This is a genomic window from Dyella sp. AtDHG13 (assembly GCF_003201105.1).
Taxonomy (GTDB): Bacteria; Pseudomonadota; Gammaproteobacteria; order Xanthomonadales; family Rhodanobacteraceae; genus Dyella; species Dyella jiangningensis_B.
In genome coordinates this window covers 18,021-32,921 of sequence record NZ_QICJ01000011.1, presented here as the reverse complement: position 1 = coordinate 32,921, position 14,901 = coordinate 18,021, and the positions used below count along the sequence as shown (strand labels likewise).

The window sequence follows — 14,901 nt, the reverse complement described above, 5'->3', positions numbered from 1 at the left end:
TGTTTTTGGTAAAGGGTCATTCATCCGAAGGCATCGGGTTTCCCTCACCGTCATTCCCGCGTAGGCGGGAATCTAGTGTCTTTGCCTTTGGATTTTGCGGTGAAAAGCAAAGTCGCTGGATGACCAGCCCTTCGGCTGTTGAAAAGCGCCTCCCGCTTTCGCGGGAATGACGGTGAGGACTATCGGGCTGGACGTGGATGGGGACGGTCCGCGCCTCGACAGTCAGGCATTCGGCCCGTTGAGATAATCCAGCGTCGCCTGCAACATCGACTCCATCCCGATCTTCATCGCGCCCTCGTCCATGAAGAACTTCGGCGAATGGTTGGCCGGTGCCTTCAGCGCATCCTGTCCCGCTGGCGTGGCGCCGACGAAGAAGTACACGCTGGGCACTTCCTTGGCGAAATAAGCGAAATCTTCTGAGGCCATCCACGGCTTGGCCTCGATCACATGGTCGCCGCCGATGGCCTTGGCGATGCTGCCGCGCACGCGCGCGGCCAGCGCGGGATCGTTGACCAGCACGGGGTTGCTGTCGCCCACGGGAATCTGCGCATCCACCGTGGCGCCATTGGCTTCGGCAATGTGCCCGGCGATGCTTTTCAGGTTGTCGATCGCCTGCTGGCGCATGCCGGCATCGAAGGTGCGCAGCGTGCCTTGCAGTTCCACCTGGTCAGGCACGATGTTGTAGCGGGCGCCGCCTTCCACGATGCCAAAGCTGAGCACGGCGGGAAGATCGCCGATGTTGAGCTTGCGGCTGACGATGGTCTGCGCGGCGCTGATGATCTCGGCGGAGGTGACGATGGGGTCCACGCCGTTCCACGGCATCGCGCCGTGCGTCTGCTTGCCGTGCACCACCAGCTTGAACCAGTCCGAGCCCGCCATGGTCGGGCCGGGGCGCACCGCCACCGTGCCGACGTTGAGCGAGCTGACCACGTGCATGCCGAACATGGCGTCGGGCTTGAAGTCGCGGAACACGCCCTCCTTCAGCATCAGCGATGCGCCGCCTTGTTCGCCGGCCGGCGCGCCTTCTTCGGCGGGCTGGAACACGAACATCACCTCGCCCGGCAAATCCTTCTTCATGCCGGCCAGCACCGTGGCCAGGCCGAGCAGCATCGCCGTGTGCGAGTCATGGCCGCAGGCATGCATCACGCCGACCTGCTTGCCGCGGTATTCGCCCTTGGCTTTCGAGGCGAACGGCAGATCCACTTCTTCGGTGACGGGCAGCGCATCCATGTCGGCGCGGATGGCGAGTTTCGGCCCCGGCTTGCCGCCCTTGAGAATGCCGACCACGCCGGTATGCGCGATGCCCGTGTGCACGTCCAGCCCCAGCTTTTTCAGCTGCGCGGCGACCAGGGCGGAAGTGCGCGTTTCGCGGTTGCTGAGTTCCGGATGCTGGTGGATGTCGCGCCGCCATGCGGTGACCTGAGGAAGTTCGCCCTGCACGAGTTGCGTGGTGTCGGCGGCGTGGGCGGTGCCGGCGAGGGCAGTGGCGAGGGCCAGGGCAAGCGAGGTCAGGCGCATGGGATGTCTCCGCGAGTGGTGGTTCGATCCTAGCAAGCCCGCGTTGGCGAAGCGCAGCGGATGGGCCGTTCAGCGGGCCGCTTCCGACCAAGGTCGATAGCGCCGCCGCCGCCGCAAACCCGGTGCTATGCTCGATTTCCGCTCCCAGGAAACCCTGCCATGCCCGCTGCGAGCTACGTCCACGGTGTGAGTTCTCAGCCGCTGCTGGGCGACACCATCGGGGTGCTGCTGGACCGCATCGCGGCTGCGTATCCGGAGCGCCCGGCGCTGGTGGTGCGATCGCAGGGTGTGCGCATGAACTACCGGCAATTCCACGCCGAGGTCGAGCGCGTCGCCGCGGGTTTGCTGTCGCTGGGCCTGGAGCGCGGCGACCGCATTGGCATCTGGGCGCCCAATCGCGCCGAGTGGGTGCTGCTGCAGTTCGCGGCGCCGAAGGCCGGGCTGATTCTGGTCAACATCAACCCTGCGTATCGTTTGCACGAACTGGAATACGCACTCAACAAGGTGCGTTGCCGCGCGCTGGTGCTGCCGCGACGCTTCAAGGCATCGCATTACCTGGACATGCTGATGGAGCTGGCGCCGGAACTCGCGCTGGCCATGCCCGGCGATCTGCAATGCGAACGCTTGCCGTCGTTGCGCGAGGTCATCGTGCTGGACGAGCAAGCGGCGCCGGGCACGCGCACGTGGCACGCACTGGCGACGCGCGCCGATGCGCAGGCGATGGCGCGCCTGCGCGAGGTGGAAAGCCAATTGAGCTTCGACGACCCGGTGAACATCCAGTTCACTTCCGGCACAACCGGGGCACCGAAGGGCGCGACGCTCACGCACCACAACATCGTCAACAACGGCTTCTTCATCGGCGAGGCCATGCGCCTCACCGAGCAGGACCGGCTGTGCATTCCCGTGCCGTTCTATCACTGCTTCGGCATGGTGCTGGGCAACCTGGCCTGCGTCACGCACGGCGCGTGCATGGTGATTCCGGGCGAGGGCTTCGACGTGCTCGCCACGCTCGAAGCGGTGCAGGAGGAGCGCTGCACCGGCCTGCATGGCGTGCCGACCATGTTCATCGCGGAGCTTGAGCATCCCGAGTTCGGCCGCTTCGACTTGAGCTCGCTGCGCACCGGCATCATGGCGGGCTCGCCATGCCCCATCGAAGTGATGCGCCGCGTGTTGAGCGACATGCACATGAGCGAGATCACCATCGCCTACGGCATGACGGAAACCAGCCCGGTGAGTTTCCAGTCGACCACCGACGATCCACTGGAGCGGCGCGTCGACAGCGTCGGGCGCATTCATCCGCATGTGGAAGTGAAGCTGGTGGACGAGCGCGGCCAAGTGGTGCCGCGCGGCATGCCGGGCGAGCTGTGCACGCGCGGCTACTCGGTGATGCTGGGCTACTGGGAAGACGAAGCGCGCACGCGCGAGGCCATCGACGAGGCGCGCTGGATGCACACCGGCGATCTCGCGGTCATCGACGAGGCCGGCTACTGCACCATCGTCGGCCGGCTCAAGGACATGATCATCCGTGGCGGCGAGAACATCTATCCGCGCGAGATCGAGGAGTTTCTCTACACCCATCCCAAGGTGCAGGACGTGCAGGTGTTCGGCGTGCCGGACGAGAAGTTCGGCGAGCAGGTGTGCGCGTGGATCCGCCTGCGCGAAGGCTGCGAGGCGAGCGAGGCGGAGATCCAGGGCTATTGCCGCCATCACCTGGCCTACTTCAAGGTGCCGCACCATGTGCGCTTCGTCGACGCGTTCCCGATGACGGTGACGGGCAAGGTGCAAAAGTACCTGATGCGCGAGGCGATGGTGGAAGAGCTGGGCATGCACGCCACTTGACGGTGACGGCGACCGTTGCGGCTACCTTATTCGCCCCAGCGCACCGCACGCCGCGACGGCATGCCCTGATGCGCCGCCAGCCACGCCGGCACGTCGCAGGAGGGCATCGGATAGGCGATATGGAAGCCCTGCGCCTCGTCGCAGGCCATGCCCAGCACGCTGTGGTAGATGCTTGAGGTTTCCACGCCTTCCACCACCACGCGAAAGCCCATGTTGCGCGCCAGGTCCGCCACGGAGCGCACGATGGCTTCGTCGTGCGGGCTGGTGCCCATGCCGCGCACGAACGACTGGTCGATCTTCAGGCTGGTGGCCGGCATCTGCCGCAGCGCGGCGAGGTTGCTGTAGCCCGTGCCGAAATCGTCGATGGCGATGCCCGCGCCAAGCTGCCGGATCGCGGCGAGATGCCGGCGCGTGACCGCGCTGTGTTCCATCAGCGTGCTTTCGGTGAATTCCAGTTCGAGCGCATCGAGCCCGATCTTGTGGCGCTCGGCCACGTTCTGCAGGCGGCCCACGAGGTCGGCGCCAAGGTCGGTGCTGGAGACATTGAGTGACAGCTTGATGTCGTGGCCGGCGCGATGCCAGGTGGCGAGCTGCGCCACGCTGCGCTCCATCACCCATTGCGTGAGCGAATGCATCAGGCCGGCGCGTTCGGCCAGCGCCACGAAATGCGCGGGCGGCACCGGGCCGAGCGTGGGATGGTGCCAGCGCGCCAGCGCTTCCAGTGCCACGCAGCGGCCGCTGTCCAGGTCGATGCGCGGCTGGTAATGCAGGTCCAGTTCCGCGCCTTCGTCCAGCGCTGCCGCCAGTTCGGTCACCAGCAGGAATTCCTGCCGCTGCTGTTCGTCCTGCAGGCGGTTGTAGACGGCCCAGCCGCGCGGACTCTGCTGCGCCGCATAGGAGGCGTTCATCACCAGCCGCAGCGGATCGCCGCCGCGCAATTCGGCGGCGTTGATCTTCAGCAGGCCCACGCCGGGCTGGATGGTGAGCGGGATGCCCAGGCAATCGAACGGCTGGCGCAGGCGCGAGACCAGATCATCCAGGCGCGAGGTGTCGTCGAGCAGGTGGTGATCCGGCAGCACCGCGGCAAAGCGTGTGGTGCCCACCTGATAGAGATGCGTGTCGGCGGGAATCCACGCCAGCACGCGCGCGGCGACGGCGCGCATCAGCTCGTCCGCATACGCATGGCCCATGGCGCGGATGAAGGCGTTGAAGCGCTGCACCGGCGCCACGTCGACCGCCATCACCCAGGCGTGGTGCGCGCCGTCGTGCAGGTGCTTGCGTAGGTCGTCGAAGAACGCATAGCGGTGCGGCAGCTGCGTGATGGGATCGGTGCGGCCCAGATAGCTGCGCAGCACCACGCCGGTGCCAATCAGCGAGGCGGCATCGCGCAGCGCGGTCTGCTCGCTTTCGCTCAGCGCCGCGCGCGGTTGCGCATCCATCACGCACAACGCGCCGATGTGCTGTCCGGTGAGCGTGCCCACCGGTTCGCTGGCGAAGAAGCGGATGGGGCCGGGCCCCGCCGTCAGCGGCGGCACGGCATCGCGCAGGCGTTCGTCGTCCAGCGCGTCGAGCACCACGTGCGGCGACAGGCTGCGCGCCGCCTGAAGAAACAGGGGATGCAGGGCGCGCGGTCCGCTGGCGGGCACCTCGTTGCCGTCGGCGAACCAGTACGCCGCGCCGCTGTTGAGCACCAGCGCCACCAGGGGCACGCCGAGCGAACGCGTGACCAGGCGCACGACGGCATCAAAGCCGGGCACGGCAAAACTGTCGGCCGAGGTCGTCTGCCCCGAACGCAGGTCAACGGCAGGCACGCTTGCCTGATGCCCAGCCGCGTGCTGCCCCGGACCGCATTCCGTGGTCGTGCGCATCACGTCTTGCCCCCTACGGGACCGTGTGGTCCCGATCAGGTGCGAGGCTACTCCAGCCGCTCCGCCCATCGCAATGAGGCCAATGTATGTATGTCGCGTGTCGCGATGGCTTGCGACAGGCGATGGTCACGGCTTGATGCTGAAGTCGATCTCGATGGGATAGGGCGCGGGTTTGCCCGGCGGCGCGGGCAGGGCGAGGCCGGCGAAGTGGCTGGCCATGCACCGGGCCACCGGGCTCTCGGGCTGGACCGCGATGCCGCCGAGGCGGCCATCCGGCATCACGTTGGCGACCAGCGTGAAGGGCGACTTGTCCGGCGGCTGCGTGCCGGCCAGGCAGGCCTTGTAGGCGTCCGTGGTCGCATCGCCGATGCGTTCCCACATCTGCTTCTGGTACGCCGGACCGGTGGCCGCGCCCTCGGCCAGCTTGGCCTGGGTGACGCGCGCATGGAAATCCGCGCCGGCGGAGGGGCTCAGTTGCAGGGCGATGGCGAGCAGGAGCGGCATGGGGAGTCCATGGGCTGGGGTGGGGGCACCTTAGCAGTTGTGGTGGGTGAGCGCGGGGCGCTGACTTTGCTCCTTCTCCCCTCCGGGGAGAGGGTTGGGGTGAGGGGCGGGTGCTCGCGGTACCGTTTCATTCTTTGCCTGTCATTCAAGCGAAAGCAGGCATGACGGTTCTTTTGGAATGGCGAGGCAAGATTGGCCCCTCACCCCAGCCCTCTCCCCGGCGGGGAGAGGGGAGTGGACTGAGGCCAGTCCAAACACCACTCAACTACGCCAAATGCTCACTCGCGAGATACTCCTCGCTCTGCATCTCGATCAGCCGCGACTCCGTGCGGCCAAACTCCGCGCGCAAGCGCTCGCCGTCGTACAGCTCGGTGATCGGCGCCGCCGCCGACAGGATCAGCTTCACCTTGCGGTCGTAGAACTCGTCCACCAGCAGCACGAAGCGGCGTGCTGCATCGTCCGTGTACACGGTGAACTGCGGTACGTTGGAAACGATGACGGCGGGCCCGGCCTTGGCCAGTTCGATGTAGTCGGACACGGCGCGCGGGCCTTCGCACAGCGCGGCGAATTCGAACCACAGGATGTTGCGCGCGCGCTTGCGCACGGGAATGGGGCGGTCGTTGACGATGATGTCGCCGCCGTCCTGCACCGGGCCTTCGGCCTGCGTGGTGAAGATGCGCGCGAGCGCGCGTTCCGCTTCCGCTCCCGGCGGTGTCTGGTACACCGCGGCCTGGGTGAGCGCGCGCAGGCGCCAGTCGTGCGAGGAGATCATCTGCACCACGCGGCAGTGCTTCTCGATCAGCGCGATGGCCGGCAGGAAGCGCGCGCGTTGCAGGCCGTCCTTGTACAGGTTGGCCGGCGCGGTGTTGGAGGTGGTCACCAGGGTCACGCCGCGCTCGAACAAGGCCTGCAGCAAGGTGCCTAGGATCATCGCGTCGCCGATGTCGTTCACCAGGAACTCGTCCAGGCACAGCACGCGGCAGCGCGAGGCGATGTTGGCGGCGACTTCGAGCAGCGGATCCTGCCGCTCGCCGAGTTCGCGCAGCTGTTCGTGCACCTCGCCCATGAAGCGGTGGTAGTGGCGGCGCAGTGCCATGCCCTGCGGCAGGCTGGCGACGAACATATCCATCAGGAAGGTCTTGCCGCGGCCCACGCTGCCCCACAGGTACAACCCCGTCACGCCTTCGCGCGCGTCGTTGCCCAGCAGGGATTTCAGACGTCCAAACAGGCCGCTGCCGTTGCCGTTGGCCGCCGCCGCGATGAGTTCGGCGTGCATGCGGTCGAACTCGGGCAGCAGCGCTTGCTGGGCAGGATCGGCTTCCCAGCGGTGCGCGCTGACGCCTTCGTGATAACGCGCGCTGGGCGCGAGCAGGACGGAGTTGCTCATGGGTACGGCGGGCTCTACAGACGCTCCGTGGGGACGCGGGGCATCGAACGGGGAAGGAAAGGGCGGGGCATCAGTCCTGGCGCAGCGGCGGCAGCCACGGCTGCACGGCGTGCTTGATCGCGCCGCGCAGGTCCATCAGGCGGCGGTGGAAGAAGTGGCTGGTTTCGGGCATGCGGACCAGCTCGGGCTTGTGCGCCATGCCATCGATCCAGTCGAACACGGCCTGCGGGTCGACCACTTCGTCTTCCTCGCCCTGCACCACCAGCCAGGGGCAGGCGGGCAGCTGGATGTCTTCGAACGGCCAGCGGCCCGCCGGCGGCGCGATGCTGATCAGGGCATCCGCGTGCAGGCGCACGGCGTTGCGGATGGAGACATAGCTGCCGAACGAAAAGCCGGCCAGCCACAGCGCGTCGTGCGGACGCAGCCGCCGCACCCAGGCCGCCACGGCGGCCAGGTCGTCGCCTTCGCCGTTGCCGTGGTCGTAGGTGCCCTCGGACTCGCCGGTGCCGCGGAAGTTGAAGCGCACCGTATCCAGCCCCGACTCGCGCAGCGAGCGCTCCACCATCGTCACCACCTTGTTGTGCATGGTGCCGCCCTGCAGCGGGTGCGGATGGCAGATGATGGCGGTGCCGCGGCGCGCCTCTTCGGGCACGGCCACGTCGCTCACCGCTTCCAGCTTGCCGGCGGGGCCGTCCAGCGCGAAGCTGGCAGCCTGCTCCGGGAAGTGGTCGGGTTGGGTGGGGATGATGACGGGATTCATGGACAAGATGATAACCGCCATGCGGCCCCGGCGTTCGGGCGAACGGCGATGAACCATCTGGCGCACACGCTGCTGGCGGGCGACGACGAGTTCCTGCGGCTGGGCGGGCTGATGGGCGATTTTGTCCACGGCACGCCAGATGCGGCCTTGCCGGCCAGAGTGATCGCCGGCATCCGCCTGCATCGCGCGATCGACGTGTATACCGACAGCCATCCCGTGGTGGTCGAGGCGCGCGCGCTGTTGCCGGTGCCGTACCGCCGCTATGGCGGCATTCTGCTCGACATGTGGTTCGACCATCTGCTCGCGCGCGATTTCCCGCGCTGGAGCGATCATCCGCTGGATGCGTATTCGGCCGGCGTGCGCGAACTGCTTTACCGCCATGAATCGCTGTTGCCGCCGGGCCTGCTGCGTTTTCGCCATTACATGGAAGCGCACGCGCTGCCGGCGGGCTATGCGCGGCCGGAGGAAATGGGCGCGGCGTTCGATGGCATCTCCCATCGGCTGCGGCGCGCCAACCCCGTGGCGGAGGCATTGCCGGTGCTGGTGGGGCTGGACCGGCCGCTGCAGGCGGCGTTCGAGGCGTTCTTTCCGCAGTTGAGGCAGTTCGCGGCGCAGTGGATCGAGGCGAACTGACGGGAGTCTTCGCGCAGGCATGGGGGATGGCCCCAAAGAAAACGCCGCCCGAAGGCGGCGTTTTCGGAAACCTGAACCCTCAGGCCATTACTTCGCCTGATCCACGATCCAGTGCACCGCGGCCTTCACCTGGTCGTCCGTCAGCGCCGGGTTGCCGCCCTTGGCCGGCATCATGTTGCCGTCCGGGCCCTTGTAGCCGTCCGTCGCGTGCTTGATCAGGGTGTCGATGCCCTGGGCGATGCGCGGACCCCAGTTGGACTTGTCGCCCAGCTTCGGCGCGCCGGCCACGCCGGCGGTGTGGCAGCTGTGGCACAGGTTGTCGTAGATGGTCTTGCCGTCGGTGGTGCCCCCGTAGGCCACCTGCGAGGCGGCGGCCTTGGCGGCGGCTTCCTGCGCGGCCTGCATGGCGGCGCGGCCGGTGTCGCCGGCGTAGACGGCGCCGGCGGGCGCGATGCGCGCCTCGGTCTGCGCGGCGGTCTGCGGGTTCACTTCCTTCGGCTCATGGTCGTAGATCAACCAGGCGCCGCCGATCAGCACCAGAGTCAGTACAGACAGGCCCGCGATCAGCAGGGAAAAGCTGCGCATGAAGCTCTGGTCGGATTTGGTCAGGGAACCGCTCACGCAATGACTCCAATTCAATGGACAGATCAAAGGACAGCCCGGTGGGCCGGATTAGCTTTGGTTCAGACAGCAATTGGCCGAGTATAGACGAAGGCCGCGGCAAGTTTCAGTCGGGTGCAGCGGCGCTGTGTCGCGGGCAAGCCCTGCCTAAGGCGGCTCTGATTTCATGCAAGTTTCTTTATTTTGACGCGATAAGCTGGCAAAACCCTGCCATCGGTCATAGGGCACCCATGTCAACTGGCATTGTCTATTCCCGTTGATCTGACCCTATGCTTTCACTCGACACATAGGTCAGGCGCGCGGAGCGCACCGGTGGGGTCGGGTGGCCTGTCTTTCTTTCTGGGAGTTTTTCATGTCGCGTTTTTGGAAGATCGCGCTGATCGTCGTGGCTGTGATCGTGGTGGGGGCCGTGGGCTTCCGTTTGCTGCACAAGCCCGCCGCCGAGGAAGGCGCGCAGGGCGAGCACCGCGGCCAGCACAAGGGTCAGGGACAGGGCGATGCCTCGGCCCAGGACAAGGACGCCGCACCGGTGCCGGTGACGGTGGAGCCGGTGGTCAAGCAGGACGTGCCGGTCTACCTCACGGCGCTGGGCACCGTGCAGGCGCTCAACACCGTCACGGTGAATCCGCAGATCAGCGGCCAGATGCTCAGCATCAATTTCAAGGAAGGCCAGGAAGTGAAGAAGGGCGACCTGCTGGCGCAGATCGACCCGCGCCCGTTCCAGGCCGCCTATGACCAGGCCGTGGGCAAGCAGCAGATGGACGAGGCGCAGCTCGCCACCGCGCAGAGCACGCTCAAGCGCAACGACGCGCTGGTGGCCAAGGGCTACGTGGCCCAGCTGGACATGGACACCTACCGCAACAACGTGGCCAACCTCGCCGCCAGCGTGGCGGCCGACAAGGCGGCGGTGCGCGCGGCCAAGGTCAACCTGGACTACACCCGCATCGTCTCGCCCATCGACGGCGTGGCCGGCATCCGCCAGGTCGATCCGGGCAACGTGGTGGTCACCACCACCAACGTGGTCACGCTGACCCAGATCCACCCGATCTACGTGATGTTCAACCTGCCCGAGCAGAACCTGGAAGCGGTGCGCTCGGCCTCGGGCGGCGGCGATCCGCTGGAAGTGCTGGCGCTGGATCGCGCCGATGCGCACACCATCGCCGACGACGGCCAGCTCAACGTGGTGGACAACCAGATCGACACCACCACCGGCACGTTCAAGCTGCGCTCGGTGTTCCAGAACGCCAAGGGCGACCTGTGGCCGGGCCAGTTCGTCAATGTGCGCCTGAAGGTTCGCACGGTGGCCGGCGGCCTGGTGATCCCGGCGCAGGCGGTGCAGCGCGGTCCGGACGGCGACTACGTGTACCTGCTGCAGCAGGACCAGACGGTCAAGATGCAGCCGGTGAAGGTGGCCAACGAAGTGGGCGACAGCCACGTGATGATCGCCTCGGGCCTGGCGCTCAACGATCAGGTGGTGACGGAGGGCCAGTTCCGCCTCAAGCCGGGCAGCAAGGTCAAGGCGCTCAAGCCGGGCGAAGTGCCGGCGGCGCCGACCCCGGCCGAGATGGACAAGGCCAAGAAGAATGCCAAGCAGGGCGGCGGCGGTCGCCGCGGCGGCTGAGCGGACGCATGGCAACAGGGCGGCGCAGGCCAGGGGCTTGCGTCGCCGGTGGCAGGGCAAGGACGCGCCGCGTGCCGTCGCCGCCACCCCGACAACGCATTGCGCGAGCAAGCTGACAGCCACTTATTGACGGCAAACCTATGGGCTTCTCCACACTCTTCATCCGACGACCGATCGCCACTTCGCTGCTGATGGTGGCGGTGCTGCTGCTCGGCATCCTCGGCTACCGCGAGCTGCCGGTGTCGGCGCTCCCCGAGATCGACGCGCCCAGCCTGGTCGTGACCACGCAGTATCCGGGCGCCAGCGCCTCCACCATGGCGTCGCTGGTCACCACGCCGCTGGAGCGCAACTTCGGCCAGATCTCCGGCCTGTCGATGATGACCTCCGACTCGTCGGCGGGCCTGTCGACCATCGTGCTGCAGTTCGCGATGGACCGCGACATCGACATCGCCGCGCAGGACGTGCAGGCGGCGATCAACCAGGCGCGTGGCACGCTGCCCAGCACGCTGCCGTATCCGCCGGTGTACAACCGCGTGAATCCGGCCGACGCGCCGATCATGACGCTCAAGCTCACCTCCGACAGCCTGCCGCTGCGCGACGTGAACAACTACGCGGACTCCATCCTCGCGCAGAAGCTCTCGCAGGTGCAGGGCGTGGGTCTCGTCTCCATTGCCGGCAACGTGCGCCCGGCCGTGCGCGTGCAGGTCAATCCCTCGCAGCTGGCCAACCTTGGCCTGACCATGGAAGACGTGCGCAGCGCGCTCACCGAGGCCAACGTCAACGCGCCCAAGGGCACGCTCAACGGCGCCACGCAGTCCTACAGCATCGGCACCAACGACCAGCTGGCCGACGCGGCCGAATACAAGAACACCATCATCGCGTACAAGAACAACGCGCCGGTGCGCCTGTCCGACGTGGCCAGCGTGGTCGACGGCGTGGAGAACGACCAGCTCGCCGCATGGGCCAACGGCAAGCCGGCCGTGCTGCTCGACATCCGTCGCCAGCCGGGCGCGAACATCGTGCAGACGGTGCAGCAGATCCGCAACATCCTGCCGCAGCTGCAGGCCGTGCTGCCGGCGGACGTCCATCTGGACGTGTTCGCCGACCGCACCATCACCATCCGCGCCTCGGTGGAGGACGTGCAGTTCACCCTGATCCTCACCATCTGCCTGGTGGTGGCGGTGATTTTCGTGTTCCTGCGGCGCCTGTGGGCTACGGTGATTCCGTCGGTGGCGGTGCCGCTGTCGCTGATGGGCACCTTCGGCGTGATGGCCTTCACCGGCATGTCGCTGGACAACCTCTCGCTGATGGCGCTGACCGTGGCCACCGGCTTCGTGGTGGACGATGCGATCGTGATGATCGAGAACATCGTGCGCTACATCGAGCAGGGCAAGGAGGGCAAGGAAGCGGCCGAGATCGGCGCCAAGGAAATCGGCTTCACCGTGCTGTCGCTGACGGTGTCGCTGATCGCCGTGTTCCTGCCGCTGCTGCTGATGCCCGGCGTCACCGGCCGCCTGTTCCATGAATTCGCCTGGGTGCTCACCATCGCGGTGGCCATCTCCATGCTGGTGTCGCTGACGCTGACGCCGATGATGTGCGCCTACCTGCTGCGCCCGGACGCGCTCCCCGAAGGCGATGACGCGCACGAGCGCCACGCCGCCGCCGGCAAGAAGACCTGGTGGTCGCGCCTGGTCAACGTGTACGAAGGCTCGCTGGACTGGGTGCTCGGCCATCAGCGCCTGACCATGCTGATCGCGGGCGCCACCGTCGTGCTCACCGTGTTCCTCTACATCGTGATCCCCAAGGGCCTGCTGCCCGAGCAGGACACGGGCCTGATCACCGGCGTGGTGCAGGCCGACCAGAACGTCGCCTTCCCGCAGATGGAGCAGCGCACCAAGGCCGTGGCCGAGGCGCTACGCCGCGACAAGGCCGTGACCGGCGTGGCCGCCTTCATCGGCGCCGGCTCGATCAATCCCACGCTCAACCAGGGCCAGCTCAGCATCGTGCTGAAGGACCGCGGCGACCGAGACGGCCTGGACGACGTGGTGGCGCGCCTGCAGAAGGAAGCGGCCGGCATTCCGGGCGTGGCGCTGTACCTGAAACCCGTGCAGGACGTGACGCTGGACAGCCGCGTGTCGGCCACCGAGTACCAGTACTCGATGTCCGACGTGAACGCGACGGAGCTCTCCGGCTATGCCACCAAGATGACGCAGGCACTGCGCCAGCTGCCCGAACTGGCCGACGTGGACAACAATCTCGCCGACCAGGGCACCTCGCTCAAGCTCACCATCGACCGCGAAAAGGCCAGCCGCCTCGGCGTGCCGGTGCAGACCATCGACGACACGCTGTACGACTCGTTCGGCCAGCGCCAGATCTCCACCATCTTCACCCAGCTCAACCAGTACCGCGTGGTGCTGGAAGTGGCCCCGCAGTTCCGCACCAGCACCGCGCTGCTCAACCAGCTCACGGTGAAGAGCAACGGCAGCGGCGCGCTGACCGGCAGCAATGCCACCAGCTTCGGCCAGGTGGCGTCGAGCAACTCGTCCACCAGCACGGGCCTGGGCGTGGCCAACACCGGCGTGATCATCGGCGCGGGCGGCACCATTCCGCTGGCCTCGCTGGCGACGGCGGAAGTGACCACCGCGCCGCTGGTGGTGAGCCACCAGCAGCAGCTGCCGGCGGTGACCATTTCGTTCAATCTCGCGCCGGGCTACTCGTTGTCCGAAGCGGTGAAGGCCATCCACGGCGTCGAGCAGCAGCTCAACTTCCCGCCGCAGGTGCGTGGCCAGTTCATCGGCAAGGCGGCGGAGTTCTCCACCTCGCTGACCAACGAAGTGCTGCTGCTGGTCGCGTCCATCGTGGTGATCTACATCGTGCTGGGCGTGCTGTACGAGAGCTACATCCACCCGCTGACCATCATCTCCACGCTGCCGCCCGCGGGCGTGGGCGCCTTGCTGGCGCTGATCCTGTGCGGCATGAGCCTGTCGGTGGACGGCATCGTGGGCATCGTGCTCCTGATCGGCATCGTGAAGAAGAACGCGATCATGATGATCGACTTCGCCATCGAGGCGCAGCGCGAGGGCATGAAGCCGCACGAGGCGATCCGCCGCGCGTGCCTGCTGCGCTTCCGCCCGATCATGATGACCACCGCCGCCGCCATGCTCGGCGCGCTGCCGCTGGCGCTGGGCAACGGCATCGGCGCGGAGCTGCGGCGTCCGCTGGGCGTGTCCATCGTCGGCGGCCTGCTGCTCTCGCAGCTGGTCACGCTGTACACCACGCCGGTGATCTACCTGTACATGGAGCGTTTCTCCGACTGGCTGCGCGAGCGTCGCGAACGCCGCGCGCTGGAGCGTGCGCAGACGCGCGGCGCGGTGTGAGAACGTACCGGCCCGGCATGCGCAGGGGCGGTGGCTGGACCATGCGAGGGGCGCGGCCGTCACGGCGCGCCCCTCGCGTTTTTATCGACGCCTGAAAGGCAAGGGAGCGACATGGACATGGCGAGGAAACCCCAGGTATGCGTGCTCGGCAGCGCCGAGCCGGGCTCGAAGGCCTACGAGCTGGCCGGGCAGGCCGGCGCGCTGCTGGCGCGGGCGGGCATCACCCTGGTGAGCGGCTGCGGCAGCCCCGCCACGCGCCATGCGGCGCAGAGCGCGGTGGATGCCGGCGGCCTGGTGGTCAGCATCATCCCCAGCGGCACCATGCCGGCGGTGGATTGGCCGGCGACCGTGGTGATTCCCTGCGGCATGGGCGATGCGCGCAACCTGTTGATGGCGCTGGCCGGCGATGCCTGCCTGGTGATCGGCGGCCGCGCGGGCACCATTTCGGAAGTGTGCCTGGCGTGGCTCCATCATCGCCCGCTGCTGCCGTTGACCGGCTGCGGCGGCTGGTCCGACGGACTGCTGCAGAACCCGCCCGACGAACGCGCCAATTCGCCGATCCTGCCCTGGCATTCCGTCGATACGCTGCAATCGCAGCTGACATCGCTGGGCTTGGTGCGGATTTAGACGTCTAAGAAACAACTAAGGGACGTCTAAGGGCACTGCCTATACCGTCCACGCTCATAGCCTCACCGACATTCCCGCTTCCGCCGGAATGTCGGTGAGGCTTGTTCCGCATTGACGGGAACGACCGAACGAATCAACCAAATCCG

The 14,901-nt window shown here is 67.1% G+C and carries 11 protein-coding genes; 5 read left to right on the top strand and 6 right to left on the bottom strand.

Annotated features, from left to right (window positions below):
* Positions 1 to 222 precede the first annotated feature (222 nt).
* Positions 223 to 1,518 carry an amidohydrolase gene (locus BDW41_RS17325; RefSeq protein ID WP_074550287.1) on the bottom strand — a complete coding sequence of 432 codons (1,296 nt, stop codon included), beginning with the start codon at positions 1,516 to 1,518 and terminating at the stop codon, positions 223 to 225.
* Between the two features lie 159 nt (positions 1,519 to 1,677).
* Here BDW41_RS17325 and BDW41_RS17320 point away from each other — a divergent pair, with 159 nt between their 5' ends.
* Positions 1,678 to 3,357, top strand: a complete 1,680-nt coding sequence (locus tag BDW41_RS17320; RefSeq protein ID WP_074550289.1) for an AMP-binding protein — start codon at positions 1,678 to 1,680, stop codon at positions 3,355 to 3,357.
* Positions 3,358 to 3,383: 26 nt separating this feature from the next.
* Here the strand turns inward: BDW41_RS17320 and BDW41_RS17315 are convergent, their stop codons facing one another.
* The 4 genes from BDW41_RS17315 to BDW41_RS17300 all read right to left on the bottom strand — a co-directional run bounded on the left by BDW41_RS17315 (position 3,384) and on the right by BDW41_RS17300 (position 7,876).
* Positions 3,384 to 5,168, bottom strand: a complete 1,785-nt coding sequence (locus tag BDW41_RS17315; protein ID WP_233496918.1) for a sensor domain-containing phosphodiesterase — start codon at positions 5,166 to 5,168, stop codon at positions 3,384 to 3,386.
* 183 nt (positions 5,169 to 5,351) lie between these two features.
* The gene (locus BDW41_RS17310; RefSeq protein ID WP_074550299.1) at positions 5,352 to 5,729 is read right to left on the bottom strand and encodes a peptidase C13; all 378 of its coding nucleotides are present in this window, start codon (positions 5,727 to 5,729) and stop codon (positions 5,352 to 5,354) included.
* A gap of 265 nt (positions 5,730 to 5,994) precedes the next feature.
* Positions 5,995 to 7,116, bottom strand: a complete 1,122-nt coding sequence (gene zapE, locus BDW41_RS17305; protein ID WP_074550301.1) for a cell division protein ZapE — start codon at positions 7,114 to 7,116, stop codon at positions 5,995 to 5,997.
* Positions 7,117 to 7,186: 70 nt separating this feature from the next.
* Complete coding sequence (locus BDW41_RS17300; protein ID WP_074550386.1) at positions 7,187 to 7,876, bottom strand: alpha/beta family hydrolase; 690 nt, start codon at positions 7,874 to 7,876, stop codon at positions 7,187 to 7,189.
* 48 nt (positions 7,877 to 7,924) lie between these two features.
* Here BDW41_RS17300 and BDW41_RS17295 point away from each other — a divergent pair, with 48 nt between their 5' ends.
* Entirely contained in the window at positions 7,925 to 8,509 is a 585-nt protein-coding gene (locus BDW41_RS17295) for an ACP phosphodiesterase (protein WP_074550304.1), read from the top strand.
* Positions 8,510 to 8,596: 87 nt separating this feature from the next.
* Here the strand turns inward: BDW41_RS17295 and BDW41_RS17290 are convergent, their stop codons facing one another.
* A complete protein-coding gene (locus BDW41_RS17290) occupies positions 8,597 to 9,094 on the bottom strand; it encodes a c-type cytochrome (protein ID WP_199535367.1) in 498 nt (165 codons plus the stop codon).
* A gap of 388 nt (positions 9,095 to 9,482) precedes the next feature.
* Here BDW41_RS17290 and BDW41_RS17285 point away from each other — a divergent pair, with 388 nt between their 5' ends.
* The 3 genes from BDW41_RS17285 to BDW41_RS17275 all read left to right on the top strand — a co-directional run bounded on the left by BDW41_RS17285 (position 9,483) and on the right by BDW41_RS17275 (position 14,755).
* On the top strand, positions 9,483 to 10,751 hold the full coding sequence (locus tag BDW41_RS17285; protein WP_074550306.1) for an efflux RND transporter periplasmic adaptor subunit: 1,269 nt from the start codon (positions 9,483 to 9,485) through the stop codon (positions 10,749 to 10,751).
* A gap of 140 nt (positions 10,752 to 10,891) precedes the next feature.
* Positions 10,892 to 14,128, top strand: a complete 3,237-nt coding sequence (locus BDW41_RS17280; protein WP_074550309.1) for an efflux RND transporter permease subunit — start codon at positions 10,892 to 10,894, stop codon at positions 14,126 to 14,128.
* A 117-nt stretch (positions 14,129 to 14,245) separates the two neighbouring features.
* Complete coding sequence (locus BDW41_RS17275) at positions 14,246 to 14,755, top strand: Rossmann fold nucleotide-binding protein (protein WP_233496917.1); 510 nt, start codon at positions 14,246 to 14,248, stop codon at positions 14,753 to 14,755.
* The last annotated feature ends 146 nt before the right edge of the window (positions 14,756 to 14,901 follow it).